The sequence below is a fragment of the Micromonospora sp. RTBAU3-60 genome, from assembly GCF_054963695.1.
This window is the reverse complement of the sequence record NZ_JBUEGB010000015.1, coordinates 1-25,251: the sequence shown is the minus strand read 5'-3', so window position 1 is coordinate 25,251 and position 25,251 is coordinate 1. Positions and strand designations below refer to the sequence as shown.

The 25,251-nt window shown below is 72.7% G+C and carries 23 protein-coding genes; 10 read left to right on the top strand and 13 right to left on the bottom strand.

What is annotated here, in order from left to right:
• Window positions 1-1,962, top strand: a complete 1,962-nt coding sequence (locus ACY34I_RS17030) for a VWA domain-containing protein (RefSeq protein WP_462755986.1) — start codon at window positions 1-3, stop codon at window positions 1,960-1,962.
• A 140-nt stretch (window positions 1,963-2,102) separates the two neighbouring features.
• Here the strand turns inward: ACY34I_RS17030 and ACY34I_RS17025 are convergent, their stop codons facing one another.
• Together ACY34I_RS17025 and ACY34I_RS17020 are read right to left on the bottom strand one after the other, a co-directional pair.
• Window positions 2,103-2,507, bottom strand: coding sequence for an ArsR/SmtB family transcription factor (locus ACY34I_RS17025; protein WP_462755985.1), 405 nt, complete (start codon window positions 2,505-2,507; stop codon window positions 2,103-2,105).
• Entirely contained in the window at window positions 2,507-3,160 is a 654-nt protein-coding gene (locus tag ACY34I_RS17020) for an SRPBCC domain-containing protein (protein ID WP_462755984.1), read from the bottom strand. Before ACY34I_RS17020 ends, ACY34I_RS17025 begins: the two co-directional genes overlap by 1 nt.
• A 144-nt stretch (window positions 3,161-3,304) precedes the next feature.
• On the opposite strand from ACY34I_RS17020, the gene ACY34I_RS17015 reads away from it, so the two are divergent.
• A complete protein-coding gene (locus tag ACY34I_RS17015) occupies window positions 3,305-3,781 on the top strand; it encodes a hypothetical protein (protein WP_462756102.1) in 477 nt (158 codons plus the stop codon).
• Window positions 3,782-3,786: 5 nt separating this feature from the next.
• Here ACY34I_RS17015 and ACY34I_RS17010 read toward each other — a convergent pair whose 3' ends face one another.
• A complete protein-coding gene (locus ACY34I_RS17010; protein WP_462755983.1) occupies window positions 3,787-4,779 on the bottom strand; it encodes a GlxA family transcriptional regulator in 993 nt (330 codons plus the stop codon).
• 52 nt (window positions 4,780-4,831) lie between these two features.
• Between ACY34I_RS17010 and ACY34I_RS17005 the strand changes: the two genes are divergently transcribed.
• A complete protein-coding gene (locus tag ACY34I_RS17005) occupies window positions 4,832-6,133 on the top strand; it encodes an MFS transporter (RefSeq protein WP_462755982.1) in 1,302 nt (433 codons plus the stop codon).
• 148 nt (window positions 6,134-6,281) lie between these two features.
• On the opposite strand, the gene ACY34I_RS17000 is transcribed toward ACY34I_RS17005, so the two are convergent.
• Both ACY34I_RS17000 and ACY34I_RS16995 read right to left on the bottom strand, forming a co-directional pair.
• Window positions 6,282-7,010 carry an RICIN domain-containing protein gene (locus ACY34I_RS17000; RefSeq protein ID WP_462755981.1) on the bottom strand — a complete coding sequence of 243 codons (729 nt, stop codon included), beginning with the start codon at window positions 7,008-7,010 and terminating at the stop codon, window positions 6,282-6,284.
• A gap of 58 nt (window positions 7,011-7,068) precedes the next feature.
• Entirely contained in the window at window positions 7,069-7,353 is a 285-nt protein-coding gene (locus ACY34I_RS16995) for a DUF427 domain-containing protein (RefSeq protein ID WP_462755980.1), read from the bottom strand.
• A 135-nt stretch (window positions 7,354-7,488) separates the two neighbouring features.
• Here ACY34I_RS16995 and ACY34I_RS16990 point away from each other — a divergent pair, with 135 nt between their 5' ends.
• On the top strand, window positions 7,489-8,712 hold the full coding sequence (locus ACY34I_RS16990) for a sialidase family protein (protein ID WP_462755979.1): 1,224 nt from the start codon (window positions 7,489-7,491) through the stop codon (window positions 8,710-8,712).
• Between the two features lie 43 nt (window positions 8,713-8,755).
• On the opposite strand, the gene ACY34I_RS16985 is transcribed toward ACY34I_RS16990, so the two are convergent.
• Window positions 8,756-10,747 (bottom strand): beta-galactosidase, encoded by a 1,992-nt coding sequence (locus ACY34I_RS16985; RefSeq protein WP_462755978.1) that lies wholly within the window; start codon window positions 10,745-10,747, stop codon window positions 8,756-8,758.
• 212 nt (window positions 10,748-10,959) lie between these two features.
• Here ACY34I_RS16985 and ACY34I_RS16980 point away from each other — a divergent pair, with 212 nt between their 5' ends.
• Both ACY34I_RS16980 and ACY34I_RS16975 read left to right on the top strand, forming a co-directional pair.
• Complete coding sequence (locus tag ACY34I_RS16980; RefSeq protein WP_462755977.1) at window positions 10,960-11,658, top strand: FadR/GntR family transcriptional regulator; 699 nt, start codon at window positions 10,960-10,962, stop codon at window positions 11,656-11,658.
• A 122-nt stretch (window positions 11,659-11,780) separates the two neighbouring features.
• Complete coding sequence (locus ACY34I_RS16975) at window positions 11,781-12,764, top strand: acetylxylan esterase (RefSeq protein WP_462755976.1); 984 nt, start codon at window positions 11,781-11,783, stop codon at window positions 12,762-12,764.
• 68 nt (window positions 12,765-12,832) lie between these two features.
• Here ACY34I_RS16975 and ACY34I_RS16970 read toward each other — a convergent pair whose 3' ends face one another.
• The 5 genes from ACY34I_RS16970 to ACY34I_RS16950 all read right to left on the bottom strand — a co-directional run bounded on the left by ACY34I_RS16970 (window position 12,833) and on the right by ACY34I_RS16950 (window position 19,400).
• Complete coding sequence (locus tag ACY34I_RS16970; RefSeq protein ID WP_462755975.1) at window positions 12,833-13,765, bottom strand: dihydrodipicolinate synthase family protein; 933 nt, start codon at window positions 13,763-13,765, stop codon at window positions 12,833-12,835.
• Window positions 13,762-14,787, bottom strand: a complete 1,026-nt coding sequence (locus ACY34I_RS16965) for an oligopeptide/dipeptide ABC transporter ATP-binding protein (protein ID WP_462755974.1) — start codon at window positions 14,785-14,787, stop codon at window positions 13,762-13,764. Before ACY34I_RS16965 ends, ACY34I_RS16970 begins: the two co-directional genes overlap by 4 nt.
• Window positions 14,784-16,748 (bottom strand): dipeptide/oligopeptide/nickel ABC transporter permease/ATP-binding protein, encoded by a 1,965-nt coding sequence (locus ACY34I_RS16960; protein ID WP_462755973.1) that lies wholly within the window; start codon window positions 16,746-16,748, stop codon window positions 14,784-14,786. Before ACY34I_RS16960 ends, ACY34I_RS16965 begins: the two co-directional genes overlap by 4 nt.
• On the bottom strand, window positions 16,748-17,707 hold the full coding sequence (locus ACY34I_RS16955) for an ABC transporter permease (RefSeq protein WP_462755972.1): 960 nt from the start codon (window positions 17,705-17,707) through the stop codon (window positions 16,748-16,750). The genes ACY34I_RS16960 and ACY34I_RS16955 overlap by 1 nt, the downstream gene beginning before the upstream one ends.
• A gap of 76 nt (window positions 17,708-17,783) precedes the next feature.
• A complete protein-coding gene (locus ACY34I_RS16950) occupies window positions 17,784-19,400 on the bottom strand; it encodes an ABC transporter substrate-binding protein (RefSeq protein WP_462755971.1) in 1,617 nt (538 codons plus the stop codon).
• Window positions 19,401-19,620: 220 nt separating this feature from the next.
• Between ACY34I_RS16950 and ACY34I_RS16945 the strand changes: the two genes are divergently transcribed.
• Window positions 19,621-20,343, top strand: a complete 723-nt coding sequence (locus tag ACY34I_RS16945; protein ID WP_462755970.1) for a FadR/GntR family transcriptional regulator — start codon at window positions 19,621-19,623, stop codon at window positions 20,341-20,343.
• A 9-nt stretch (window positions 20,344-20,352) separates the two neighbouring features.
• Here ACY34I_RS16945 and ACY34I_RS16940 read toward each other — a convergent pair whose 3' ends face one another.
• Entirely contained in the window at window positions 20,353-20,823 is a 471-nt protein-coding gene (locus ACY34I_RS16940) for an aminoacyl-tRNA deacylase (protein ID WP_462755969.1), read from the bottom strand.
• A gap of 95 nt (window positions 20,824-20,918) precedes the next feature.
• Between ACY34I_RS16940 and ACY34I_RS16935 the strand changes: the two genes are divergently transcribed.
• The 3 genes from ACY34I_RS16935 (at window position 20,919) to ACY34I_RS16925 (ending at window position 24,302) form a co-directional block, all read left to right on the top strand.
• Window positions 20,919-22,319, top strand: a complete 1,401-nt coding sequence (locus tag ACY34I_RS16935) for an FAD-binding oxidoreductase (RefSeq protein WP_462755968.1) — start codon at window positions 20,919-20,921, stop codon at window positions 22,317-22,319.
• Window positions 22,316-23,659, top strand: a complete 1,344-nt coding sequence (locus tag ACY34I_RS16930; RefSeq protein WP_462755967.1) for a class I SAM-dependent methyltransferase — start codon at window positions 22,316-22,318, stop codon at window positions 23,657-23,659. Before ACY34I_RS16935 ends, ACY34I_RS16930 begins: the two co-directional genes overlap by 4 nt.
• Window positions 23,660-23,780: 121 nt before the next feature.
• The gene (locus ACY34I_RS16925) at window positions 23,781-24,302 is read left to right on the top strand and encodes a SigE family RNA polymerase sigma factor (protein ID WP_462755966.1); all 522 of its coding nucleotides are present in this window, start codon (window positions 23,781-23,783) and stop codon (window positions 24,300-24,302) included.
• Between the two features lie 105 nt (window positions 24,303-24,407).
• Here ACY34I_RS16925 and ACY34I_RS16920 read toward each other — a convergent pair.
• A partial coding sequence (locus ACY34I_RS16920; RefSeq protein WP_462755965.1) for an RNA-guided endonuclease InsQ/TnpB family protein occupies window positions 24,408-25,251 on the bottom strand: 844 nt, incomplete at its 5' end.

Genomic DNA, 25,251 nt, shown 5'->3' with positions numbered 1-25,251 from the left:
ATGGCCGGCAACCGGTTCCGGTACGGGCAGTGGCGCGGCGGGCCCGACCCGCTCGCCCCGCCGTACGACGTGCGGGCCGCGGTGGACGCGGTCGGCGCGGAGGTCCTCGCGGGCGGCAGCCTGCGGGAGGCGCTGCGGGACCTGCTGCGGCGCGGCCCGCAGGGGCGCGGCGGCCTGGACGAGCTGGCCGCCCGGGCCCGGCGGCTGCGCCGCGAGGCGCTGCGTCGGGGCGACCTGGACGGCGCGGTGACCCGGGCGCGGGCGCTGCTCGACCAGGCCCTGGCCGCCGAGCGGGAGGAGCTGCGCGGCCGGGACGGCGACGATGCCCGCTTCGCCGAGGCGGTGCTGGACAACCTGCCCCGCTCGACCGCCCGCGCGGTGGAGGAGCTGTCCGGGTACGACTGGGCCAGCGCCGAGGCCCGGGCCACGTACCAGCGGATCCTCGACGGGCTGCGCGGCGAGGTGCTGGAGCAGCGCTTCGCCGGGCTGCGGGACGCGGCGCGGGCCGCCGCCGACCCGGCCGCCCAGCGGCAGCTCGCCGAGATGATGCGCGACCTCAACGACCTGCTCGCCCGGCACGCCCGGTCCGAGGACACCACCGACGCGTTCGCCGAGTTCATGCGCCGGCACGGCGAGTTCTTCCCGGAGCGGCCGAAGGACGTCGACGAGCTGATCGACGTGCTGGCCCGGCGGGCGGCGGCGGGGGAGCGGCTGATGCGGTCGCTGTCGGACCGGCAGCGGGAGGAACTGGCCGGGCTGATGCGCCAGTCCCTCGGCGAGCAGCTGGCCGGGGAGCTGTCGCAGCTCGACGGCCACCTGCGGGCGCTGCGCCCGGACCTGAACTGGCAGCGCGGCGAGCGGGTCCGGGGCGAGCGGCCGCTCGGCTACGGCGAGGCGGCCGGGGCGCTCGGCGAGCTCGCCGAGCTGGACGACCTGCTCGACCAGCTCGACCAGCTCGACCAGGACCAGCCGGGCGCCACCCTGGACGACGTGGACGTCGACGCGGTGACCCGGACGCTGGGTCGGGACGCGGCCGACGACGTACGCCGGCTGCGGGACCTGGAGCGGGAGCTGCGCCGGCAGGGCTGGGTGACCCGGGACGCGGAAGGGTTGACGCTCAGCCCGAAGGCGTTGCGCCGGCTGGCCGGCACCGCCCTGCGGCGGGTCTTCGCCGACCTGACGGCCGGCCCGCGCGGCCAGCACGACCTGCGTTCGGCGGGTGCGGCCGGCGAGGTCAGCGGCGCGTCCCGGCCGTGGGAGTACGGCGACGAGCAGCCCCTCGACGTGGTGCGCACGCTGACCCGTGCGGTACGGCGGGCCGGCCCGGCCGTGCCGGTGCAGCTTGCGGTCGAGGACTTCGAGGTGGTGGAGACCGAGCGGCGCGCGTCGGCGGCGGTGGCGCTCTGCGTCGACCTGTCGTATTCGATGATCTCGCAGGGGCGCTGGGGGCCGATGAAGCAGACGGCGTTGGCGCTGTCGCATCTGGTGGCGACCCGGTTCCCGCAGGACGCGCTGCAGATCATCGGGTTCGGTCGACAGGCGCTGCCGCTGACCCAGCAGGAGCTGGCGGCGGTGGAGCCGGATCTGCAGCAGGGCACCAACCTGCAGCACGCGCTGCGGCTGGCCGGCCGGCATCTGCGCCGCCATCCGGGAGCCGAGCCGGTGGTGCTGGTGGTCACCGACGGGGAGCCGACCGCGCACCTGGATCCGGAGGACGGCGAGGCGTACTTCCACTGGCCGCCGCTGCCGGAGACGATCGAGGCGACCATCCGGGAGGTGGATCGGCTCACCCGGTACGGCGTCACGTTGAACCTGTTCATGCTCGGCGACGATCCGGGCCTGCGCCGGTTCATGGACGCGGTGGCCCGCCGGTCCGGGGGGCGGCTGTTCACCCCCGATCTGGACGACCTCGGCGAGTATGTGGTCTCCGATTACCTGCGCGCCCGCCGCGGCCGCCGCTGACCGGTCAACGGCGGCCGGTCAGCGGTGGGCCTGTCCGTGGCACGCTGTCGAGCTGATGTCGTAAGCGACTCGCGGCCCGCGGTCGTGCCGGCCGGCCGCAGGTGTGTGGTCGGGGTCCGGCCGCGGGAGAGGCCCTGATATCAGGCCGTGGCCCTGGGGCTTCGACGCTCGGTCGGGGGCCCGGGCTGCTGCGCCTGGTCCGGGTTGCCGGCGCGCCGCCGTTCCCGGCGACCGCGAGCGAGTTCGGTCTCCAGGGCGTCGAGGGGCTGGGCGAAGGGGTCCGCGAAGCGGGCGAGCCATTCCTGGGCCACGCCGACTCCGGCGGTGTCGACGCCGTAGATGCGGCGGGTGCCCTCGGCACGCACGGTGACCAGTCCGGCCTGGCGCAGCACCCGCAGGTGCTGGGAGGCGGCCGGCTGGGAGATCCCGAACTGCGCGTGCAGCGCGTCCGCGATCGCCCCCGCCGGCCGCTCGCCGAGGCTCAGCAGCTCGAGGATCCGGCGGCGCACGGGATCGCCGAGCGCGTCGAAGACGGCACCCGCCATCAGCCTTCCGATGCCTCCTCCGGCATGGTCGTGTAGAACGCGACGGTACGCGCCGCGGCGGCTTGGGCCTGCTCGGGGTCGTCGCCGTCGGCGATCGCGGCCTGCGCCCAGCCCTCGCCGGCGAGCCGGACGAACCGGGTGCCGTCGGGGCTGAGCGGCCAGGCGGCCCCCTCGGCCGGGTCGAGGGCGGCACCGGCCAGGTGCTGGCCGAGGCCCAGCAGCGCGAGGTCCCAACCGATGCCGACCGCCCCCGGGCCGAACTGCGCCCACAGGTCGGGGTCGACGTGCGCCTCGTGGAACAGTTCCAGCGTCGTGCCGCCGTCGGCCTCGCCGAGGTGGACCTGCACCCACGAGACCTGGCCGTTGAACTCCCAGGTCACGGCGAAGCTGGCCGGCTCGGTGCAGCTCTCCACGAGGCCGCTGGCGTTGCCTTCGAGCTGGTAGCGGCCGCCGACGACCAGGTCGCCGCTGATCGGAAGGAACCAGCGGGGGATCCGCTCGGCGTTGGTGAGCGCATCCCACACGTCCGGGCGCTCGGCGGCGTACCGGCGGCGGGCTATCGCGATCTTGGTGGGCCGGCCGTCGCGTGTGCCGCTGCGGATCTCGCGGGCCACCAGACCGGCGGCGCGGACAGGGTCACTGGTGAGCGTCAAGACTCCTCCTTAATAAGTTGCGGCTTATATTAGCGAGGCCGAGCGGGTGGGTAAACCCCGACATGCCGCCCCGTCCGGGTGAACCCGGCGGGGTAGCCGCCGCGCTGCCGTCCGGGGACGGGGTTGGATGCGGGGATGGACGACGTGGACACCGCCGAGCTGCGGCGCGCGTACGAGGCGGTGCTCGCCGAGGTGGATGCGGGCGGGTTCGGGCCGCCCGCGGAGGGGGAGTTGAGCGCCGAGCAGATCGTCGCCCACCTGGCCGCCAGCGACGAGCTGATGAGCGAGGCGACCGAGGCGGTGCTGGCCGGCTCGCCGTTCGCGTACTACGACCTGGAGACCATCCACCGCCCGCAGCTCGACGCGCTGGTCTCCGAGTGCGGCGGGCTGGACGGGCTGGCCGCCCTGCTCCGAGCGACCAGCCAGAAGCTGTGCTCCCTCGCCGAACGCCTCGGACCGGCCGCGGAGACCCCGGTCGAGACGGTGCTGCGGGAGGGGTTCGACCTGGACGTGGCCGACACCCTGCCCTGGGGCCGCGCGCTGGACCTGCACACCCGCGTCCACCTGCCCATGCACCTGGCCCAGCTCCGCGCCCTACGCCGCCAACCGCATCTCGCCTGACCCCGTCAGGGCGTGCGGCGGAAGGTGTGGCGGTAGGCGGTGGGGGCGACGCCGACCCGCTGGTGGAAGTGCTGGCGCAGGGCGGCGGTGGTGCCGAAGCCGGCGTGCCGGGCGATCTGGTTGACGCTCAGGTCGGTGGTCTCCAGCAGCAGCCGGGCGTGCTCGGTGCGCTGCTGGAGCAGCCACTGTGCCGGGCTGAGCCCGGTCTCGGAGCGGAAGTGCCGGGTGAAGGTGCGTACGCTCATCCGCGCGTGGGCGGCCAGGTCCCGCAGGGCGACCGGCTCGTGCAGCCGCTGCCCGGCCCACTCCCGGGTGGCGGCGGTGCCGGTCTCCGCCGTTCGGGGGACCGGGCGCTCGATGTACTGGGCCTGGCCGCCGTCCCGCCACGGCGGCACCACGCAGCGCCGGGCCGACCGGTTCGCCACCTCGCTGCCGTGGTCGGTGCGGATCACGTGCAGGCACAGGTCGAGGCCGGCGGCCACCCCGGCCGAGGTGAGCACCCTGCCGGAGTCGATGAACAGCACGTCCGGGTCGAGGTCGACGGCCGGGTGCAGCCGGCGGAAGCGCTCCGCGTACGCCCAGTGGGTGGTGGCCCGGCGGCCGTCGAGCAGGCCGGCGGCGGCCAGCACGAACGCGCCCGTGCAGATGGACATGAGGCGGGCGCCCCGCTCGTGGACGGCCCGCAGCGCCGCCGTCACCTCCGGGGCCAGCGTCCCGTCCTCCAGCGGCGGGCCGCCGTGGATGCCGGGGACGATCACCGTGTCGGCGGCGTCGAGCAGCTCCAGCCCGTGGTCGGGGAGGACCTGGAAGCCGGCGGTGCTGCGGACCGGGCCGCCGCCGGGGGCGCAGGCGGCGACGGTGTAGAGCTGCTGGAAGTCGTCGGTGCGGGCGGTGCCGAAGACCTGGGACGGGGTGCCCAGGTCCAGGCCGACCACCTGGTCGAGGGCGAGGACGGCGATCCGGTGCGGGACGACAGCCATGGCCCGATTATTGCGCATGATGGCTTTCCGGCCACTCGTCGTGCGGCCCGCCCACCCCGAGACTCGGAGGGTGACCCGATCCCGCCGTCTCCACCCGGCCTGGGCCGTCGCCGCCGTCGCCTTCGTGGCGCTGGTCGGCGCGGCCGGTTTCCGCGCCACGCCCGGGGTGCTGCTGCACCCGTTGCACGCCGAGTTCGGCTGGCCGCTGGCGACCATCTCCGCCGCCGTCTCGGTCAACCTGATGCTCTACGGGCTCACCGCCCCGTTCGCCGCCGCGCTGATGGACCGGTTCGGCATCCGCCGGGTGGTGGCCGGCGCGCTGCTGCTGGTGGCCCTCGGCAGCGGGCTGACCGTCGTGATGAACGCGAGCTGGCAGCTCATCGCCTGCTGGGGCGTCCTGGTCGGGCTGGGCACCGGGTCGATGGCGCTGGCCTTCGTCGCCACGGTCACCGGGCGCTGGTTCGTCCGCCGCCGGGGGCTGGTCACCGGCGTGCTCACCGCCGGCGGGGCGGCCGGGCAGCTGGTCTTCCTGCCGCTGGTCGCCGTGCTGGCCCGCGACCACGGCTGGCGGGTGGCGGCGCTGGTCGTCGCCGGGGCCGCGCTGGCGGTCGTACCCCTGGTGGCGTGGCTGCTGCGCGAGCACCCGGCGGATCTCGGCCTGCCCGCCTACGGCGCGACCGAGGTGTCGCCCCCGACGCCGCCCGCCGGCGGGGCGGCGGCCCGGGCGGTCGGCGCGCTCGCCGCCGCCGCGCGGACCCGGCCGTTCTGGCTGCTGGCCGGCGGCTTCGCGATCTGCGGCGCGAGCACCAACGGCCTGGTCGGCACCCACTTCGTGCCGGCGGCGCACGACCACGGCATGCCGGAGACCACCGCCGCGGGTCTGCTCGCCCTGGTCGGGCTCTTCGACATCGCCGGCACGGTGGCCTCCGGCTGGCTCACCGACCGGGTGGACAGCCGCCTGCTGCTCGGCGTCTACTACGCGCTGCGCGGCGCGTCGCTGCTGGTGCTCCCGGCCCTGTTCGCCGACACCGCGCAGCCGAGCATGCTGGTCTTCATCGTCTTCTACGGGCTGGACTGGGTGGCCACCGTGCCGCCGACCGTGGCGCTGTGCCGGGAGTACTTCGGCGCGTCCGGCGCGGTGGTGTTCGGCTGGGTGTTCGCCGCCCACCAGATCGGCGCGGCGGTGGCGGCGACCGGTGCCGGCCTGGTCCGGGACCAGCTCGGCGACTACGCCCTCGCCTGGTACGCGGCCGGCGCGCTGTCGATCGGGGCGGCCGGGCTCTCGCTGCTGCTGCGCCGCCGGCAGCCGGTGCCCGTGCCGGTCGCGGTGCCGGTCGCCGCCGGCCCCCGGGCGTGGAGCTACCGGGGCTGACGCCGGATCGCCGAGGTCGTGGCGTCCGTGGCCGCCGGACCCCGCGCGACATCGGCGACCTGGCGGCGGCCTGGCCGGGCACCGCGTCATCGGCGACCCGGCGGCCGGACACCGCCACGTCGGTGACCGTGCGGTGTCCGGTGGAGGCTCAGCCGATTGCCCACTGTTGTTCGGGAGCGCCGGTGCAGGGGGCCTGTTCGAGCTGGCTGCCCGGCTCGTTGGCCGCGCCGCGCACCTGCGCGCACTTGCCGCTGTGCACGGCGACCAGCAGCACCACGCCGCCGCCGGCCGGGGCGAGCCGCCACTGCTGGTTGGCCTGCCCGTTGCAGGACCACTGCACCACGTTCACGCCGTCGTCGGGGCTCTGCCCGTAGACGTCCAGGCACTTGCCGCTGGCGGCGTTGGCCAGGGTGAACACGTCGGCGGCGACCGCTGTGGCCACCCACTGCTGCTCCGGCCCGCCGGTGCAGTCGGCCAGCGCTGCCTGCGCGCCCTCGGGTTCGCCGCCGGTCACCCCGACGCAGCGCCCGGAGGGGACGCCTCGGAACACCTTCGGCCCGGCCGCGGGGGCCGGGGGCGGGGCCGGCGCGGTCGTCGGCGACGGCGACGGCGGGGCGGCCGTGGTGGGCGCCGCCTCGGTGGTGGGTGCCGCCGCGCTCGACCCGCTCGCGGCCGGGGTCGGCACGGCCGCCGCGGGCACCACCGGCTGGTCCCCGCCGCCACCGAGCACCCCGGTGGCGAAGAACGCCCCCAGGAGTACGCCGACCACGGCGACGCCCAGCGCGATCCGCATCAGCGGGTCCTGCGGCAGGCGCGGACGGGCCGGGCGGCGGGCGCCGTAGACGGTGCCGGGCGGGTCGGTGTGTGGCGCGGACATGGGGGCATCCTGACCCACGGCGAACGCGGTTGGCGAGTCGACCCGGTGCGGGCGTGACTCAGTCGACGACCTGGACGTCCTTCCAGAACGCCACCCGGTCGCGCACCATCTCCGCCTCCGGCTTCGGGTCCGGGTAGTACCAGACGGCGTCCGGGCTGGTGCGGCCCGCGTGTTCGAGGGTGTAGTAGGAGGCGGTGCCCTTCCACGGGCAGAAGGTGTGGGTGGCCGAGTCGCGGATCAGGTCCGGGCGCAGCGCGGCACGGGGGAAGTAGTGGTTGCCCTCGACCACCACGGTGTCGTCGCTCTCCGCGATGACCAGGTCGTTCCAGACGGCTTTCGGCATGGTGCCAACGGTAGGCCGCCGGGTGCGACCTTGACCACTTCGAAACCCACCTTTAGCGTCGGATCGGACAGTGGACGTCCTACCTCCTGGCCTCATCGCCCATGGAGACCACCCACCACCACGAGAGAGGTGCGCATGCCCGCCTTCACCGCCCGGTCATCCCTCCCGGCGATCGCCCTCGCCGGTGTCACGCTCGGCGCCTCCCTGGCCGCGGGCACCGCACCGGCCGTAGCGGCCCCCGCCGGCGGCCCCCGCCACTGCGACACCTCGGTGCCGTTCGTCTCCGGCACCGAGGGTTACACCGCGTTCCGGATCCCGGCGGTGGTCACCGCCCGGTCCGGGGCCTTGCTGGCCTTCGCCGAGGGCCGGGCCGGATCGCTCGGCGACGCCGGGAACATCGACCTCGTCCTGAAGCGGTCCGGCGACGGCGGCTGCACCTGGGGGCCCCTGCAGGTGGTCCACGAGCGGGGGCCGGACACTGCCGGGAACCCGGCACCGGTCCTGACCTCGGACGGCCGCCTCGTGCTGCTGTCCACGGTGAACGCCGGGGACGCGTCGGAAGCCGAGATCATGCGCGGCGAGGTGACCCCCGAGCAGAGCCGCCGGGTCTTCGTCCAGTACAGCGACGACGAGGGGGCGAGCTGGTCGGCTCCCCGCGAGATCACCGACCAGGCCAAGGCGTCGACCTGGCGGTGGTACGCCACGGGACCGGGTCACGCCGTACGGCTGACCGGGGGCGCCCACGTGGGGCGGCTGGTGGTCCCCGCCAACCATTCGATCGCCCCGCCGGCCGGCTCGCCCGACCTCGGCACGGAGGCGAAGTACTACGGCGGCCACCTGCTGTACAGCGACGACGACGGGCTGAGCTGGCAGATCGGCGCGGTTGACGACAGCCCTGACGGCTACCTGAACGTCAACGAGTCGACCGCGGCGGAACTGCCGGACGGCCGGCTCTACCTGAACAGCCGGGACCAGAACGGCAGCGCGCCCGGCACCCGGGCCGACACCTACAGCGCGGACGGCGGGGAGACGCTCGTGCAGCCGTACCGCCCGCAGGCGACCCTGGTCGGGCCCGTGGTGCAGGGCAGCGTCCTGCAGCTGGCCGGGCCGCAGGCGCCGCTGCTCTACTCCGGCCCCGCCGATCCGAACAGCCGGGCGGTGATGACGCTGCGGACCAGCACCGACCAGGGCGCCACCTGGCAGCCGGCGCTGGCGTTGTCCGGGTTGCCGGCCGGTTACTCCGACCTGGTGCAGCTGGACAACCGGACCGTCGGCGTGCTGTACGAGACGGGTAGCACCGGCCCGTACCAGAGCATCACCTTCCGTCGGGTGTCGGTCGGAGACCTGTCGCCACGCTGAGCAGGGGGTGCGCCGCGGCGACCGCCGCGGCGCACCCGGGGCGTCAGGACCGCAGCACGGCGACGCCGCGCGGCGCGAGGGTGACCGTGTCGACCGGGTGGTGCACGTCGCCGAGCAGGTCGACCGCCGGCTCCGGCAGCGTGACCGCGGCCTCGGTGGCGCCGTGGTTGAGCAGCAGCAGGTAGGACCGGTCGGTGCCGTGCCGGCGGACGGCTTGGACGCTCTCGGGCAGGCTGGGCAGGACCGGTTCGACGCCGGCCTCCGCCCGCACCTGGTCGAGCAGTGCCTGCATCAGGGTCGGTTCTGGCCGGGTGGCCAGGTACCAGGCGGTGCCGCTGCCGTGGCGGTGGCGCAGCACGGCGGGCCGCCCGGCCAGTTCACCGTCGGTGAAGCGGCCGATCACCTCGGCGCCCGCGGGCTCGACCCACTCCGACCACTCGAGGCCCCGGCCCACCTGGCCGTCGAGGTCCAGCCCGATCGCGCCCGTCGCGGGCAGCGGCCAGAACTCCTCGACCCGCAGCCCGAGCAGCTCGCGCAGCGGGCCCGGCGCCCCGCCGGCGTGCCACCGCTCGGTCTCGTCGACGACGCCGGAGAAGTAGGAGACCAGCAGGTGCCCGCCGCGTTCGACGTGGTCGCGCAACGCGGCGGCGGTTGTCTCCCGCAGTAGGTAGAGGTTGGGTGCGACCACCAGGCGGTAGCCGCTGAGGTCGGCGTCCGGTGGCACCACGTCGCAGGTCACGTGGGCGTCGAACAGTGGCGCGTAGTGGGCCCGGTGGGCGGCCAGGAGGTCCAGCGGGGCCGGATGGGCGTCCCCTTCCACCGCCCACCAGTTCGGCCAGTCGTGCAGCAGCGCCACGTCGGCTCGTACCCGGGTGCCGGCGAGCTCGGCGGCGGTGCCGAGTTCGGCGCCGAGGTGGCGGACCTCGCGGTGCGTACGGGTGTCCGGTCCGGTGTGCGGCAGCATCGCCGAGTGGAACTTCTCCGCGCCCCCGGCGGCCTGCCGCCACTGGAAGAAGAGCACCCCGTCCGCGCCCTGGGCGACTGCCTGCCAGCTCCACAACCGCATGACCCCCGGTGGCTTGGGGGCGTTGCGTTCCCGCCAGTTCACGGCGCTGGGTGCCTGTTCCATGAGCAGCCACGGCTGACCCCCGCGGGCCGACCGGACCAGGTCGTAGCCGAACGCGGCCTCGACGTGGGTGCGCGGGTCGTACGGGTCGGGGTAGCTGTCGAGGCTGACCACGTCCTGTTCGGCGGCCCACTGGTAGGAGTCGATCGGCTTGTGGACCAGGCCGATGAAGTTGGTGGTCACCGGCACGTCCGGGGTGTGCCGGCGCAGGATGTCGCGCTCCAGGGTGTAGCAGGCCAGGATTGCGTCGTTGCTGAACCGGGCGAAGTCCAGCTTTTGGGCCGGGTTGCCGAAGGTGGGGGCGGTACGCGGTGGCATGATCTCGGCCCAGTCGTCGTAGCGCTGGGACCAGAACGCGGTGGACCAGGCGGCGTTGAGCGTGTCGAGGTCGCCGTACCGCGCCCGCAGCCAGCGCCGGAAATCCTCGGCCGAGACGTCGCACCAGCAGGCCCGGACGTGGCAGCCGTACTCGTTGCCGACATGCCACAGCCGCAGCGCCGGATGGTCGGCGTATCGGGCGGCGAGCTGTTCCACCAGCCGGCCGGCGTGTTCGCGGTAAACCGGGCTCGACGGGCAGTAGTGCTGTCGGGCGCCCGGCCACAGCCGCACCCCGTCGGCCCGCTGGGGCAGCGTGTCCGGGTGGTGGCGGGCCAGCCAGGCCGGCGGTGACGCGGTCATGGTCGCCAGGCTCGCGCCGATGCCGGCTTCGGCCAGCCGGTCCATCACCCGGTCGAACCAGGCGAAGTCGTACTCCCCGGGTCGCGGCTCGACCTGGGCCCAGGCGAAGATGCCCACCGACACCAGCGACACGCCGGCCTCGACCATGAGCTTCATGTCCTCGGCCCAGACCTCCTCGGGCCACTGCTCCGGGTTGTAGTCCCCGCCGTACATGAGTGCGGGCATGGTCATCAGCTTCCCCCTTGCTCGGCCGCAGCACCCGAATGCCAGCAGGTCAGGCAAACAGGACATGGGATGTCTGGGCGTGTTGCGGGCAACATAAGGACTGGGCGTGATCGGCGTCAAGCGGGCCGCCGTGTAAATTCTTCCCACCGCCTCGCTTCGTCACGGTCACGACGTGGGATGTTAGGAGCGCGAGGAGACGATGGAGTGTGGGAGGCAAGATGCGGGCACGTGGCAAGGAGAGCCTGCAGGAGCGCATCGTCGCGCTCATCCATGAGCGGCAGTTGGCCCCCGGCGCCCCGATGCCGACCGAGCCCCAGTTGATGGAGTTACTCGGGGCGAGCCGCAACAGCGTGCGGGAGGCGGTCCGGGCGCTGCAGGCGCTCGGCATCGTGGAGATCCGGCACGGCTTCGGCACCTTCGTCGGCCACGCCCCGCTGGACGTGCTCACCCCGTCGCTCGCGTTCCGGGTCCGGACCCGACCGGGGCACGGGGTCCGGGCGCTGCACGACCTCGTCGCCGTCCGCGAGTTGCTGGAGACCGGACTGATCGGCTCGGTGGCGCAGGACATCAGCGAGACGAAGCTGGCCGCGCTGGACGCGCTGGTCACGGCGATGGCCCGGGACAAGGAGGCGGACCGTGCCTTCCACTCGCTGCTCTACGAGGCGTGTGACAACGAGCTGGTGCTCCAGTTGATCGGGCTGTTCTGGGACGTCTACCACGAGGTTGAGCCGGCCCTCGGGCCGCCCGAGGACCGGGCCGCGGACATCGTCGCCAACCACCGGCGCATCGTCGAGGCGTTGCGCGCGCGGGACAGCAGCGGTGCGCAGGAGGCCATGCGCCGGCACTTCCGCGACGTCAAGGCGAGGATCGCCCGGGCGGAGCGGTGGCTGGCCGAGGCCGGCCGGCAGTCGGCCTGATTCCCGGCGTCTTCTTTCCCCGGTCGTGCGCAAATCCGTCTACCGCCTCTTCCGGACATCCTACGTCCGACGTAGGCTGACCCCGTTTCTGACGCGACCCCTGGCGACGGAAGGCGAAACCTGTGCTCAGCGACTGGCCGCTGGAACAGCTGCGCGAATACCGGCCGGCCCGGACCGAACCCGACGACTTCGACGAATTCTGGGCCGGGACGATCCGGGAGGCCGCCGCCGCGGCCTGGCCGGCCCGGGTGGAGCCGTACGACGCCGGGCTCGCCACCGTGGAGGTGCACGACGTCACCTTCGCCGGCTACGCCGGTCAGCCGGTCCGCGCCTGGCTCCTGCTGCCCCGCCACCGCAGCGGTCCGCTGCCCTGCGTGGTCGAGTACATCGGCTACGGCAGCGGACGCGGCCTGCCGCACGACTGGCTGTTCTGGACCGCCGCCGGCTACGCCCACCTGGTGATGGACACCCGGGGCCAGGGCGCGGACGGGTCACTCACCGGGGACACCCCCGACCCCGACCCGTCCGGCGCACCGCAGGCGAACGGCTTCCTGACCCGGGGCGTCACCGACCCGGAGCACTACTACTACCGGCGGGTCTTCGCCGACGCGGTACGGGCGGTCGAGACCGCGTCGGCGCTGCCCGGGGTCGACGCCACCCGGATCGTGGTCGCCGGGGGAAGCCAGGGTGGCGGGATCGCGCTGGCCGTCGCCGGCCTGGTCGACGGGCTGGCCGCGGTCCTGCCGGACGTGCCGTTCCTGTGCCACTTCCGTCGGGCGGTCGACGTCACCGACGCCGGGCCGTACGCGGAACTGGCGTCGTACCTGCAGACCCGGCGGCGGGACATGGAACCGGTGTTCCGCACGCTCAGCTACTTCGACGGCCTCAACTTCGCGTCCCGCGCCCAGGCTCCGGCGCTGTTCTCGGTGGCGCTCGGGGACCGGATCTGTCCTCCGTCGACGGTGTTCGCGGCCTACCATCAGTACGCCGGCGCCGACCGCGACCTCGTGGTCTGGCCGTACAACGGGCACGAGGGCGGCGCCGCGTTCCAGCGGGTGGAGCAGCTGCGCTGGCTCGGCAAGCGGGTGCCACCCGTAGCGGGCTGAGCCGAGCGCGATCGAGGGGGGTCGGCAGCCGGCCGGACCGGGAGAAAGGCCCGGCCGGCTGCCGGCGCTCAGAGCAGCCCGGCGTCAGTCAGGTACTTGCCGACCCGCGCGGTCTCCTCGCTGTTCAACGGCACCTGGGGCAGCGCCGTGGTCGGGTGGTCGATGATGCCCCGCAGGTGCAGTGCGGCCTTGAAAGCACCGAGCGCGGACGAACTCATCCCCATCCGGCGCGCACCCACGAACACCAGCTCGAACAGGCGGAGCAGCCGCTCCTGCTCGATGCGGGCGGCCACCCAGTCACCTGCCGCCGCGGCCTGGCAGAGCCGGACGTAGCCGTGCGGGTCGACGTTGCCCAGGCCCGGTACGACCCCGTCGGCGCCCATCCAGAGCGCCGAGTCGACGGTCAGTTCCGACCCGGTGAGCACGCTGAAGCCGGTGATCTCGGGCCGGTCCCGCCGGCCGAGGAGCAGCCCTCGCAGGCCGGCGTCGTCACCGCTGGAGTCCTTCAGCCCGGCCAGCACCCCGTCCGCGGCGAGGCCGAGCACCAGGTCCGCGCCGAGCTTGCTGTGCACCGACACCGGCAGGTCGTAGGCGTACAGCGGCAGCCCGATCCGGTCCGCGATGGTCCGGAAGTGCGCGTCGATCTCCACCGGGTGGGTCCGGGCGTAGAACGGCGCGGTGGCCACCAGCCCGGCGGCTCCGGCCGCCGCGGCGACCCGGGCGTGGTCGAGCACCCGCAGTGTGGTCATGTCGATCACTCCGGCGAGCACCGGCACCTGGCCGGCGACGTGGCCGATCACCGTGTCCAGCACGGCCTTGCGGTGGCCGTCCGGCAGGAAGGCCACCTCGGACGAGGAGCCGAGCACGAACAGGGCGTCCACCCCGCCCTGCAACTGGTGGTCGACGAGCCGGACGAGCGACCGGGTGTCCACCTCGAAGTCGGGTGTCAGCGGGGTGCAGACGGGAGGAATGACGCCGGTGAGTGCGGTGGCGATGGTCATGGACGCTCCTGTGCTTGGCTGATCAGTTCCAGGTCGGTGGCGCCGTCCTGGACGGGGTGGTGACAGCGGAGGCGGTGGCCCGCGGCCAGGTCCTGCATTGCGGGAAGTTCGCGGGCGCACGTGTCGTCCGCCTTCCAGCAGCGGGTGCGGAACGGGCAGCCGGACGGTGGCCGGGTTGCGGAGGGCACCAGGCCCGACAGGGGGATCGGGTCGATCGGCGAGAGCAGTCCGGGGGTGGCGGAGAACAGGGCGCGGGTGTACGGATGGCGCGCGTGCCGCGGCACCGAGGTGGCGGGTGCCTGCTCGACGATGCGGCCGAGGTACATGGTGACCACCCGGTCGCTCATCCGCCTCACCGTCTGGATGTCGTGCGAGACGAACACCATCGCCAACCCGAGCTGTTCCTTGAGGTCCAGCAGCAGGTTGAGGATCTGGGCGCGTACCGACACGTCCAGCGCGCTGGTCGGTTCGTCCGCCACGACCAGCGCGGGATCCAGGGCGATGGCCCGGGCGATGGCCACCCGTTGCCGCTGCCCGCCGGACAGTTGGCCGGGCACCAGGTCGGCGCAGCTCGCCGGCAGGCCGACGAGGTCGAGCAGCTCGCGTACCCGCCGGTCGCGGTCGTTCGGCGTGCCCCGGCGGTGCACGTCCAGCGGGTCACGCAGGATCCGGCGTACGGGCAGCCGCCGGTTCAGCGCGGTGGCCGGGTCCTGGAAGATCATGCCGGTCGTCGCGCCGATGGTGCGCCGGCGCCGCGCCTCCGGCATCGACCACACGTCGTCGCCACGGAAGCGGACCGTGCCGGCGGTGGGCCGTTGCAGCGCCACCAGCACCCGGGCCAGCGTCGACTTGCCGCAGCCGGACTCGCCGACGACGCCGACCGTCTCGCCGGGCGCCACGTTGAGATCCGCGCCGGTCAGGGCGTACACCCGGTCGCGGGAGAAGAGGCCGCCGGAGCGGGCCCGGTGGACGACGTGCACGTCGGCGAGTTCCAGCAGGGGGCTCCCGGTCGGGGGGTTCATCGGGCCTCCGTCTCCGCCGGTACCGGCTGGGCGAGCTCGATCGCGGGGTGGTGGCAGGCCGCGGCGTGCCGGTGCGGCTCGCCGGTCAGTTCCGGGGTGACGGTGCGGCACACCTCGGTCGCCATGGGGCAGCGGTCGGCGAAGCGGCAGCCGGCCGGGAAGTCGGCGGGGGACGGCACCACGCCGCGGATCTGGGTCAGCCGGGTCGCCCCGGCCTCCAGGGAGAGCACCGAGCCGAGCAGTCCGCGGGCGTAGTGGTGGGTGGGCGCGCCGACCAGGGAGGCGGTCACCCCGGTCTCGACGATCTGGCCGCCGTACATGACCACGACCCGGTCGGTGACGTCGGCGACCAGGGCGAGGTCGTGGGACACCAGGATCAGCGCGAAGCCGAGTTCGGCGCGCAGTCGCAGCAGCAGCTGGATCACCTGGGCCTGGACCGTGACGTCCAGGGCGGTCGTCGGTTCGTCGGCGATGATGAGCTTCGGGTCCCGGGACAGGGCCATGGCGATGAGCACCCGCTGCCGCTGGCCGCCGGACAGCTCGTGCGGGTAGGCGGAGAGCGTCCGGGCCGGGTCCAGTCCGACCAGTTCGAGCAGTTCGGTGGCGCTGCGTCGGCCGCCGCGCCGGATGACCTGCTTGAGCTGGGCGCGGACGGTCATCGCCGGGTTGAGCGACGAGAGGGCGTCCTGGTAGATCATCGCCATGTCGTGGCCGAGCAGCCGGCGCCGTGCCGAGCGGGGCATCCGCAGCAGGTCGTCGCCGGCGAACCGGATGCTGCCGCGGACCCGGGCGTCGCGTGGTTGCAGGCCCATGATGGTCAGCGCGGTGAGTGACTTGCCGCAGCCGGATTCGCCGACGAGGCCCAGCACCTCGCCGGGGCGGACCTCGAAGGAGATGCCGTCGACGATGTCCACCCCGTCGTGCCGGCCGTCGAAGCCGATGGCCAGGTCGTCGACCCGCAGGATCGGTGGGCCGTCGGGCAGCGGGCGGGCGCGTTCGGCGAGCCGGTGGGCTGCCTCGGCGAGCCCGGGGAGTTCGGTGATGCCGTCGGTGCCGGGTTGGACCTGCTCGTACTGGTCGACGTCGCCGTCGCGGCGGGCGGCGGGGCGGCGGGCGGCGGGTGTCGCCCAGGCGTCGGAGATGCCCTCGGAGAGGATGTTCAGCGCCAGCACGGTGAGGAGGATCAGCAGCCCGGGGAAGACGGTCGCCCACCAGCCACCGAGGAGGACGAGGTTCCGGCCGTCGGCGATGACGCTGCCCCAGGACGGGTCGGGTGGGCGGACGCCGGCGCCGATGAAGGAGAGCGAGGCCTCGAAGACGATCGCGTCGGCGACCGTGACCGTGCAGTAGACCAGGATGGGTGCGGCGCAGTTGACCGCGACGTGCCGGGCCAGGATGTACGCCTTGGGCGCGCCGATGATCTTTTCCGCGGCGACGTAGTCCTCGCTGTACTGGGCGAGCACGTTGGCCCGGACGATGCGGGCCACGGGCGGGGTGTTGAGGAAGCCGATCGCGGCCACCAGCACGCCGATGCCGCCGCCGAAGACCGCGACGAGGACGGCGGCCAGCGCGATGCCGGGGAACGCCATGACCACGTCGAGGACTCGCATGATCGCCTCGTCGGCCCACTTTCGGGAGGTGGCCGCGACGGCGCCGATCAGCGATCCGGCGAGCAGGGCCAGCCCGGTCGCGCCGAGTCCGATGATCAGGGACCAGCGGGCTCCGTACAGCAGCCGGCTGAGGATGTCCCGGTTGGCGCTGTCCAAACCCATCCAGTGGCTGCCGGACGGGCCGCCGCCGGTGGAGAACTGGGCCAGCGGGGAGTGCGGCGCGATGACCGGGGCCAGGATCGCGGCGAGGGCGACGGCGACGAGCACGCCGAGGGCGATCCAGGACGTCGGTGGCAGCCGCCGGAAGCCGATGCCCGGTCGGGCCAGCCGTTCGGTGAGTCGTCTACGCATCAGCCAGCGCTCCTGAGGCGGGGGTTCACCAGTAGGTAGAGGATGTCGACGACGAGGTTGACCACGACGAATCCGGTGGCGATCGTCAGCACCACGCCCTGGACGACGGCGGGGTCCCCGTTGGTCACCCCGTCGATCATCAGCTTGCCCATCCCGGGCAGGGAGAAGATGGTCTCGATGACCACCGCGCCACCGAGCAGGTAGCCGACCCGTAGGCCGAGCACCGTGAGGGGGTTGATCAGGGCGTTGCGCAGGACGTTGCGGCCGACCACCACGACCGAGGGCAGGCCGCTGCCGATCGCGGTGCGTACGTAGTCCTTGTCCAGTTCCTCGACCATCGAGGTCCGGACGATGCGGGTCAGTTGGGCGGCCACGGGCAGCGACAGGGCCAGCGCCGGGAGGGTGAGCGAGCGTAGCCACCCGGTGAACGAGTCGGCCGGGTTGATGTAGCCGCCGGTGGGGAAGAGGCCGGCGTCGACCGCCAGGTACTGGATCATCAGCAGGGCCAGCCAGAAGGACGGCGCGGCGACGCCGGTCAGGGACACGACCCGGATCAGCTGGTCGGGCCAGCGGTCCCGGAAGATCGCCGCGGTGACGCCGAAGACGAGGGCGGTCACCACACCGATGAGCAGGCCGAGGAAGGTCAGCTGGAGGGTCAGCGGCAGCGCGGTGAGCACCGAGTCGAGCACCGGCGCCCGGGTCAGGACGCTGGTGCCCATGTCGCCGTGCGCGAGGTCGCCGACGAACCGCAGGTAGCGGATCGGTAGGGGGTCGAGCAGGCCGTTCTCCACCTGGAACTGGTGGATCTGTTCCGGGGTGGGGTTGGCGCCCTGGAAGTAGGCGTACTCGGGCTTGTTCTGCGAGAACCGCATGATGATGAAGACGAAGAGGATCACGCCCAGTTGGAGCGGGATCAGGACGAGCAGGCGGCGGACCAGCATTCTGGCGATCACGGCCACGGTGGTCTCCTCGGCGGGGGCTTCCGGCGGGTGCGGTCCGGGCGGGCGGCAGGTGGCGCCGCCCGCCCGCGGGCCGTCAGGCGGGTTCGGCCTGCAGCAGGTTGATGCCGGGGTAGGCCTGGGCGCGGATGCCGGTCAGCTTCTTCGGGTCCCAGGCGGTCATCAGCTCGGTGTGCACCACGGGGTAGAGCACGGCCTGCTCGGCGATGACGTCCAGGTACTGGTGGATCACCTCGAGCTTGCGGGCCTGGTCCGGTTCGCGGGTGGCGCGGTCCATCATGGCGAAGAGACTCTTGGCCTGCGGGCTGCTGTCCCACTTGGTGTACTTCATCCAGGTGCCGCCGGCGGTGTAGTTGTAGCGGAGGATGAGGTCGGCGTCGAGGCCGAACTGGTTGGGGTTCGAGGCGGCGGCGACGACCTGGTAGTCCTGGGACTGGTCCATCTTGGTGAACAGTGCGCTGGTGTCCTGCGGTTGCAGCGTCGTCTTGACGCCGATCGCGTTCCACGAGTTGGCGATGGTGGGCAGGCAGTCGGCGATCCAACTGACGTTGACCGCCATGAGGGTGATCGACAGGTTGGTCACCCCGGCGGCCGCGAGGAGCGATTTGGCCTTGGCCGGGTCGTACGCGTAGACGGTCTTCGCCTTGGCGTAGGACGGGTTCTGCTCGTTGAGGAAGCTGGTCGACGGGGTTCCGTGGCCCTTGAGTGCGACCTCGATCATCTTGCCGGTGTCGATGGCGTAGAGCAGCGCCTGGCGGACCCGGACGTCGTCGAACGGCTTCGCGCCAGTGTTGAACATCAGGAACATGTGGTTCATGCCCTTGCCGCCCTCGACGGTGAGGCCGGACTTCTTGAGCTGGTCGATGTTGGCGTACGGGATGTTGTCCGCGATCTGCGCCTCCGCGGATCCGCCGGAGATCTTGGCGACCCGGGCGGAGCTGTCGACGATCGACAGCCAGTTCATCTTCTTGAAGCGGGGCTTGCGCGGGCCGTTGTAGTCGGCGAACGCCTCGAAGGTGCTGTTGGACTTCGGGTTGTGTGCGGTCAGCCGGTAGGGCCCGGAGCCGACCGCCTTGCCTGCCTTGGCCGCGTCCCAGCCGCCCGGTGCGCCGTAGACGTGCTTCGGCATGATCTTCGCGATCGACAGCCGGGGCAGGGCGTCCGGGAAGGGGAAGTTGAACACCAGCTCGACGCTCTTGTCGTCGACCTTGCGGACCTCCTTGAGCCAGGCACGGAAGAAGGAGCTGACCAGCGTCGAGGGGTTGAGCACCCGCTCGAAGGTGAACAGCACGTCGTCGACCGTGACCGGCTGGCCGTCGTGCCACTTCGCCCCGTCGCGCAGGGTGAACTTCCACGAGGTGCCCTGCAGGTCGGTGGGGAGTTCGGTACCGAGCGCCGGGTACGGCTGGCGAGTGATCGGGTCCGTCTCGACGAGGCCCTCGTAGATGTGGTTGTTGGCGGCCATGGTGAACGCGGACGCGGTCATCGTCGGGTCCCAGCTCTGGTCGTTGCCGTAGCCGATGACCGCGGTGACGAGGTCCTTGTCGGCGCCGGCGCCCACCGAACTCGTCGAGGCCGGTCCGGATTCACAGGCGGAGATGGTGGCGGTCACGGCGGCGGCCGCACCGATGATCCCGCTTAGGCGCAGGAAGTCGCGGCGGCTGTAGTGGGGCCGGGATACCGGGGCGCTCACGGTGCCTCCTACGGATCGAGGTCGGTGGAAATCTTGAGGAGGTGGGACGTTCCACATCCCACGTCTTGGGTTAGGGTGGAGGCTAGAGCGGCCGCCGCAGCCGGGTCAAGAGAAATGCTTCGACGAGGTTTCCGGAAGATTGCGGCGGTTGCGGCCCGGCTAGCGGTCACCCGTGAGCCCGGGGTCATAGGATGTCCAGCGGAAGGTTGTGTCAGAAGCCATGAGCGTTGCCGACCGTCCTGTCCGCCCTCGGCAGAGTCGGGCGACCGAAGCCCGGGAGGCGGTCAAGAGGCTGATCCTCGACCGGCGCCTCGGCGTCGGTGATCCGCTGCCCACCGAGTCGGAGCTGATGCGGGAACTCGGGATCAGCCGCAACTCGGTGCGGGAGGCGCTCAAGGCGCTCCAGGCCGTCGGCATCGTGGAGATCCGGCACGGGTTCGGCATGTTCGTCGGACCGATGTCCCTCGGCGGACTGGTCGACGAGCTGGCCTTCCACGGCCAGGTCACGCCCGCCGACGGCGGCCACCACCTCGCTCACCTCATGCAGATCCGGGAGGCGTTGGAGAGCGGACTGGTCATGCAGCTCATCGACCGGCGCGACGACGGCGAACTCGCCGCGGCGGCCGACGTGCTGGCCCGCATGGCCGAGGAGGCCGAGGTGGGAACGGTGTCGCCCGAGACCGACCGCCTCTTCCACGACGTGCTCTATGCGCCGTTGGGCAATCCCCTGGTAGGGCAGCTGCTCGGCGCGTTCTGGGACGTCTTCCACCAGCTGCGGCTGGACCTGGGCACGCCGGTCGAACCGCCGGTCGAGGTGGTGCGCCGCCATCGGGCGATCTACGACGCGGTCGTCGCCGGCGACCGGGAGCAGGCGCTCACCGCGGTCCAGGCCCACTTCGACGGCGTACGCGGGCGGCTGGCCCGGCTACGCGGCGGGCGCTGACGCTCCCGGTCAGCGCGCCGGTTCCGGGTCGGTCACGTCGGCGACCGTCGCGTCCAGTGCGGTGAGGGCGGCGTCCGCGTCGACCGCCACGGCCACCCCGTGCTCGCCCGCGCCGAGGGTGATCTCCCGGCCGCGCAGCCGCTCGTCGGCCACCACCGGCCAGGCCATGGTCGAGCCGAACGGGGTGATGGTGCCACGTTCATAGCCGGTGGCCGCCCGGGCCGCCTCGGCGTCCGGCATGGACATCCGGCTCACCCCGAGCAGGGCGCGCAGCTTGGGCCACGAGATGACCCGGTCGCCGGGGGTGAGTACGAACAGGTGGTCGTCCTCGCCGCGGCGTACCACGATGGTCTTGACCACGTCGGGGACGGCCACGCCGCGCGCCCGGGCGGCCTCGGCGAGGCTGCGGACCGGGCCGTGCCGGATCACCCGGTACGGCAGTCCGGCGGCGTCGAGGGCGGCGAGCGCGGGAGACGGCATGCCCGCCACGCTAGCCCCGCGGGCCGATCGGTGGATGTGAAAGGGGCCACGTTGGACAGCCCGCCAAGCTGGCCGGGCAGGCGTAGGGTGATCTCATGCGCGCTGAGCGTGGAGATCACCCGGTTGACCATGATCAGGCGGTGGACACCCTGCGGCGGTCGTACGCCGCGGTGCCCGCCGGTGAGCCGGTGCGGCTGGCCAAACGCACCTCGAACCTGTTCCGTCCCAGATCGGCGCCGCGCACCCCCGGCCTGGACGTGAGCGGCCTGACCGGGGTGATCGCCGTCGACCCGGCCGCCCGGACGGCCGACGTGCAGGGCATGTGCACCTACGAGGACCTGGTCGACGCCACCCTGCCGCACGGGCTGATGCCGCTGGTCGTGCCGCAGTTGCGCACCATCACCCTGGGCGGCGCGGTGACCGGGCTGGGCATCGAGTCCACCTCGTTCCGCAACGGGCTGCCGCACGAGTCGGTGTACGAGATGGACATCCTCACCGGGGCCGGCGAGATTGTCACCGCCCGGCCGGAGGGGGAGCATGCCGACCTGTTCCGGGCCTTCCCCAACTCGCTCGGCAGCCTCGGCTACGCCACCCGGCTGCGCATCGAGCTGCAACCGGTACGCCGGTTCGTGGCTCTGCGTAACATCCGGTTCACCCGGCTGGAGGAGCTTACCGACGCGATGGGCGAGGTGATCGCCAAGGGCTCCTGGGAGGGCGACCCGGTCGACGCGATGGACGGGGTGATGTTCAGCCCCGGCGAGGCGTACCTGGTGCTCGGCACGTTCACCGACGCCCCGCAGGGGCGGCCCAGCGACTACACCGGCCAGGAGATCTACTACCGGTCGCTGCAGCGGCTCACGCGGGATGTGCTGACGGGTTACGACTACCTGTGGCGCTGGGACACCGACTGGTTCTGGTGTTCGGCGGCGTTCGGGGTGCAGCACCCGGTGGTCCGCCGGCTGTGGCCGGCCCGCTACCGGCGCAGTGACTTCTACCATCGGATCGTCCGGTTGGAGCATCGGTATCAGGTGGCCGCGCGGGTCGACCGCTGGCGGGGCAACCCGGCCCGGGAGCGGGTGGTGCAGGACGTGGAGATTCCGCTCGACGGCACCGCCGACTTCCTGCGGTGGTTCGCCCGGACGGTGCGGATGAGCCCGGTCTGGCTGTGCCCGCTGCGGCTGCGCGAGCCGGCCGGTCCGGGATCCGCCCGGGCCTGGCCGTTGTATCCCCTCCAGCCGGGGGAGAGCTATGTGAACATCGGCTTCTGGGGCAGCGTGCCGATCGCCGAGGGCGCCGCGGACGGCGACGCCAACCGGGAGATCGAGCGCAAGGTGTCGGAGGTGGGCGGGCACAAGTCGCTCTACTCCGACGCGTACTACGACCGGGCGGCGTTCGACCGGCTCTACGGCGGGGAGACCTGGCGCGCCGTGAAGGACCGCTACGACCCGGAACACCGGCTGACCGGACTGTACGAGAAGGCGGTAGCACGACAATGAGCCTGACCGACCGTGAACAGGGGGCGGCGAGCACCCCGAGCGACCCGCCGGCGGGTGGCCGGCGTACCGACCCGACCGTGGCGGACGTGATCCGCGCGGTCACCACCGGCGACCTGCCCCTCCGCATCACCGGCTACGACGGCAGCGCCGTCGGCCCGGCCGACGCCGGCATCACCCTGGCGATCCGCAACCCGCGCGGGTTGTCGTACCTGCTCACCGCCCCCGGCGACCTGGGCATGGCCCGCGCGTACGTGAGCGGTGACCTGGGGCTGGAGGGTGTGCACCCGGGCGACCCGTACGAGGCGTTCACCGTGCTCAAGGACGAGTTGCACCTGCGACTGCCGGCGGTGGGCGAGGCACTGGCCCTGGTGAAGGGGCTGGGCTGGGAGCGGCTGATGCCGCCGCCGCCCCCGCCGCAGGAGGCCGCGCCGCGCTGGAAGCGGGTGATGAACGGGCTGCGGCACTCGCGCGGCCGGGACAGCAGCGCAATCTCCCACCACTACGACGTCTCGAACGCCTTCTACGAGAAGGTGCTCGGCCCGTCGATGACGTACACCTGCGCGGTCTTCCGCAGCCCGGACGACACGTTGGAGGAGGCGCAGCGTTCGAAGTACGACCTGGTCGCCGGGAAGCTGGCGCTCAAGCCGGGGATGCGGCTGCTCGACGTCGGCTGCGGCTGGGGCGGCATGGTCCGGCACGCGGCCCGGGAATACGGCGTCAAGGCGCTCGGGGTGACCCTGTCCCGGGCGCAGGCCGAGTGGGCGCAGGCGGCGATCGAGCGGGAGGGGCTGGGTGAGCTGGCCGAGGTGCGGCACCTGGACTACCGGGACGCGCCGCGGGAGCAGTTCGACGCCATCTCTTCCATCGGCTTGACCGAGCACATCGGGGTGCGCAACTACCCGGCATACTTCGGGGCGCTCAAGGAGCGGTTGAAGCCCGGCGGCCGGCTGCTCAACCACTGCATCACCCGCGCCGACAACCGCGCCCCGCACCGCTCCGGCGCCTTCATCGACCGGTACGTCTTCCCCGACGGTGAGCTGGCCGGGCCGGGTCGCCTGGTCAGCGAGATCCACGACGCCGGGCTGGAGGTGCACCACGAGGAGAACCTGCGGCAGCACTACGCGCTGACGCTGGCGGGCTGGTGCCGCAACCTGGTCGAGCACTGGGACTTCTGCGTCGGCGAGGTGGGTCTGGGCACCGCCCGGGTGTGGGGGCTGTACATGGCCGGCTCCCGGCTGGCCTTCGAACGCAACGACATCCAGTTGCACCAGGTGCTGGCCACCCACAACGGCCCGCTGGGGGGCAACGGCTACCCGCTGCGTCCCGACTGGACGCCCTGACCTCATCGGTTCAGCGAAAGGCCGCGCGGTTCGCGCGGCCTTTCGTCGTGAGATTGGTCGGTCAGGCCAGTCAACCTTCAGGCGTGACCTGTCGTCCTTGGTCGCGACGAAAGGAGAGCCGGTGTGGCGGAAGAAACGCTTCGAGGGGCTGGACGTCCTCGTCGCGGAACGCGGCAGTGCCCTACTCGCGGCGGCGGTGCTGCTGACCGGTAGCCGGGCCGCCGGGGAGGACCTGGTGCAGGCGGCGCTGGAGCGGCTGATGCGGAACTGGAGCCGGGTGCACGGCGACAAGGAGGGGTATCTGCGTCGCACGCTGTACCACCTCGCGGTTGACCGGTGGCGGCTGCGCCGGCGCCGGCCGGAGGTGCTGACCGAGATCGAGCCGGCGGGCCAGACCGACGGCACCGAGACCCTGCACCTCCGGCAGGCACTCATCCAGGCGCTGGCCATGCTGCCGCCCCGGCAGCGGGCCGTGCTGGTGCTCCGCTACTGGGAGCAGCTCAGCGAAGCAGAAGCCGCCGAGGTGCTCGGCTGCTCGGTCGGCACCGTCAAGTCGACCGCCTCCCGGGGGCTGGCCCGGCTACGCGAGCTCACGGCCCACTGGGTTCTCGAAGACGCAGGATTGACATCCTCCCGGCCCTGAAGGGGCCGGGATTCCCGCGGTCGCCCGTGAGGTTTCCTGTTTCATCGCCGGCTGCCTTTCCGGGAGGATTTTCCCTTGAGGTCTTCTGTCAGCTCCGCAGGCATTTTACCTCTCCGCCAGCCCGGCGGCGAGGATGTTCTTGGCAGCGTTGATGTCCCGGTCGTGCTCGACCCCGCAATCCGGGCACGTCCAGGAGCGCTCGTTGAGGGCGAGCGCGGTGTTGATCCATCCGCACCCCGAGCAGGTTTTGGACGACGGCAACCACCGGTCGACGGGGATGACCTTCCGCCCGTACCACTGGGCTTTGTACTCCAGCATGCGGCGGAACTGACCCCAGGCCGCGTCGGAGATGACGCGGGCCAGGCGCCGGTTGCGGAGCATGTTGCGCACGCTGAGGTCTTCGATCGCGACCGTTTGGGTCTCACGGACGAGCCGAGTCGTCAGCTTGTGCAGGTGGTCCCGACGCCGGTCGGCGATACGGGCATGGATCCGGGCCACCGTGAGTCGGGCCTTGGCCCGGTTCGCGGAGTCCTTCTGTTTGCGGGCCAGGTCGCGCTGCGCCTTGGCCAGCTTGCGCCGGTCGGCCTGCCCGTACCGCGGGTTGGCCACCTTGCCCTGCTCGTCAGTTACCCCGGGGATCGGGTGGGACAGGGTGAGCAGACTGGTGATACCCGCGTCCACACCAACGACGGCCGCAACGGGCGGCAGGGGCTTCACGGTCGGGTCCTCGACCAGCAGGGACACGAACCAGCGGCCGGCGGCGTCGCGGGACACGGTGACGGTGGAGGGTTCCGCCCCGTCGGGCAGAGGCCGAGACCACACGATGTCCAGCGGGGTGGTCATCTTGGCCAGGGTGAGCCGGCCGTCGCGCCAGCGGAACGCGGAGCGGGTGTACTCCGCCGACGCCCTGGATTTGCGTTTGGACTTGAAGCGCGGGTACCGGGCCCGC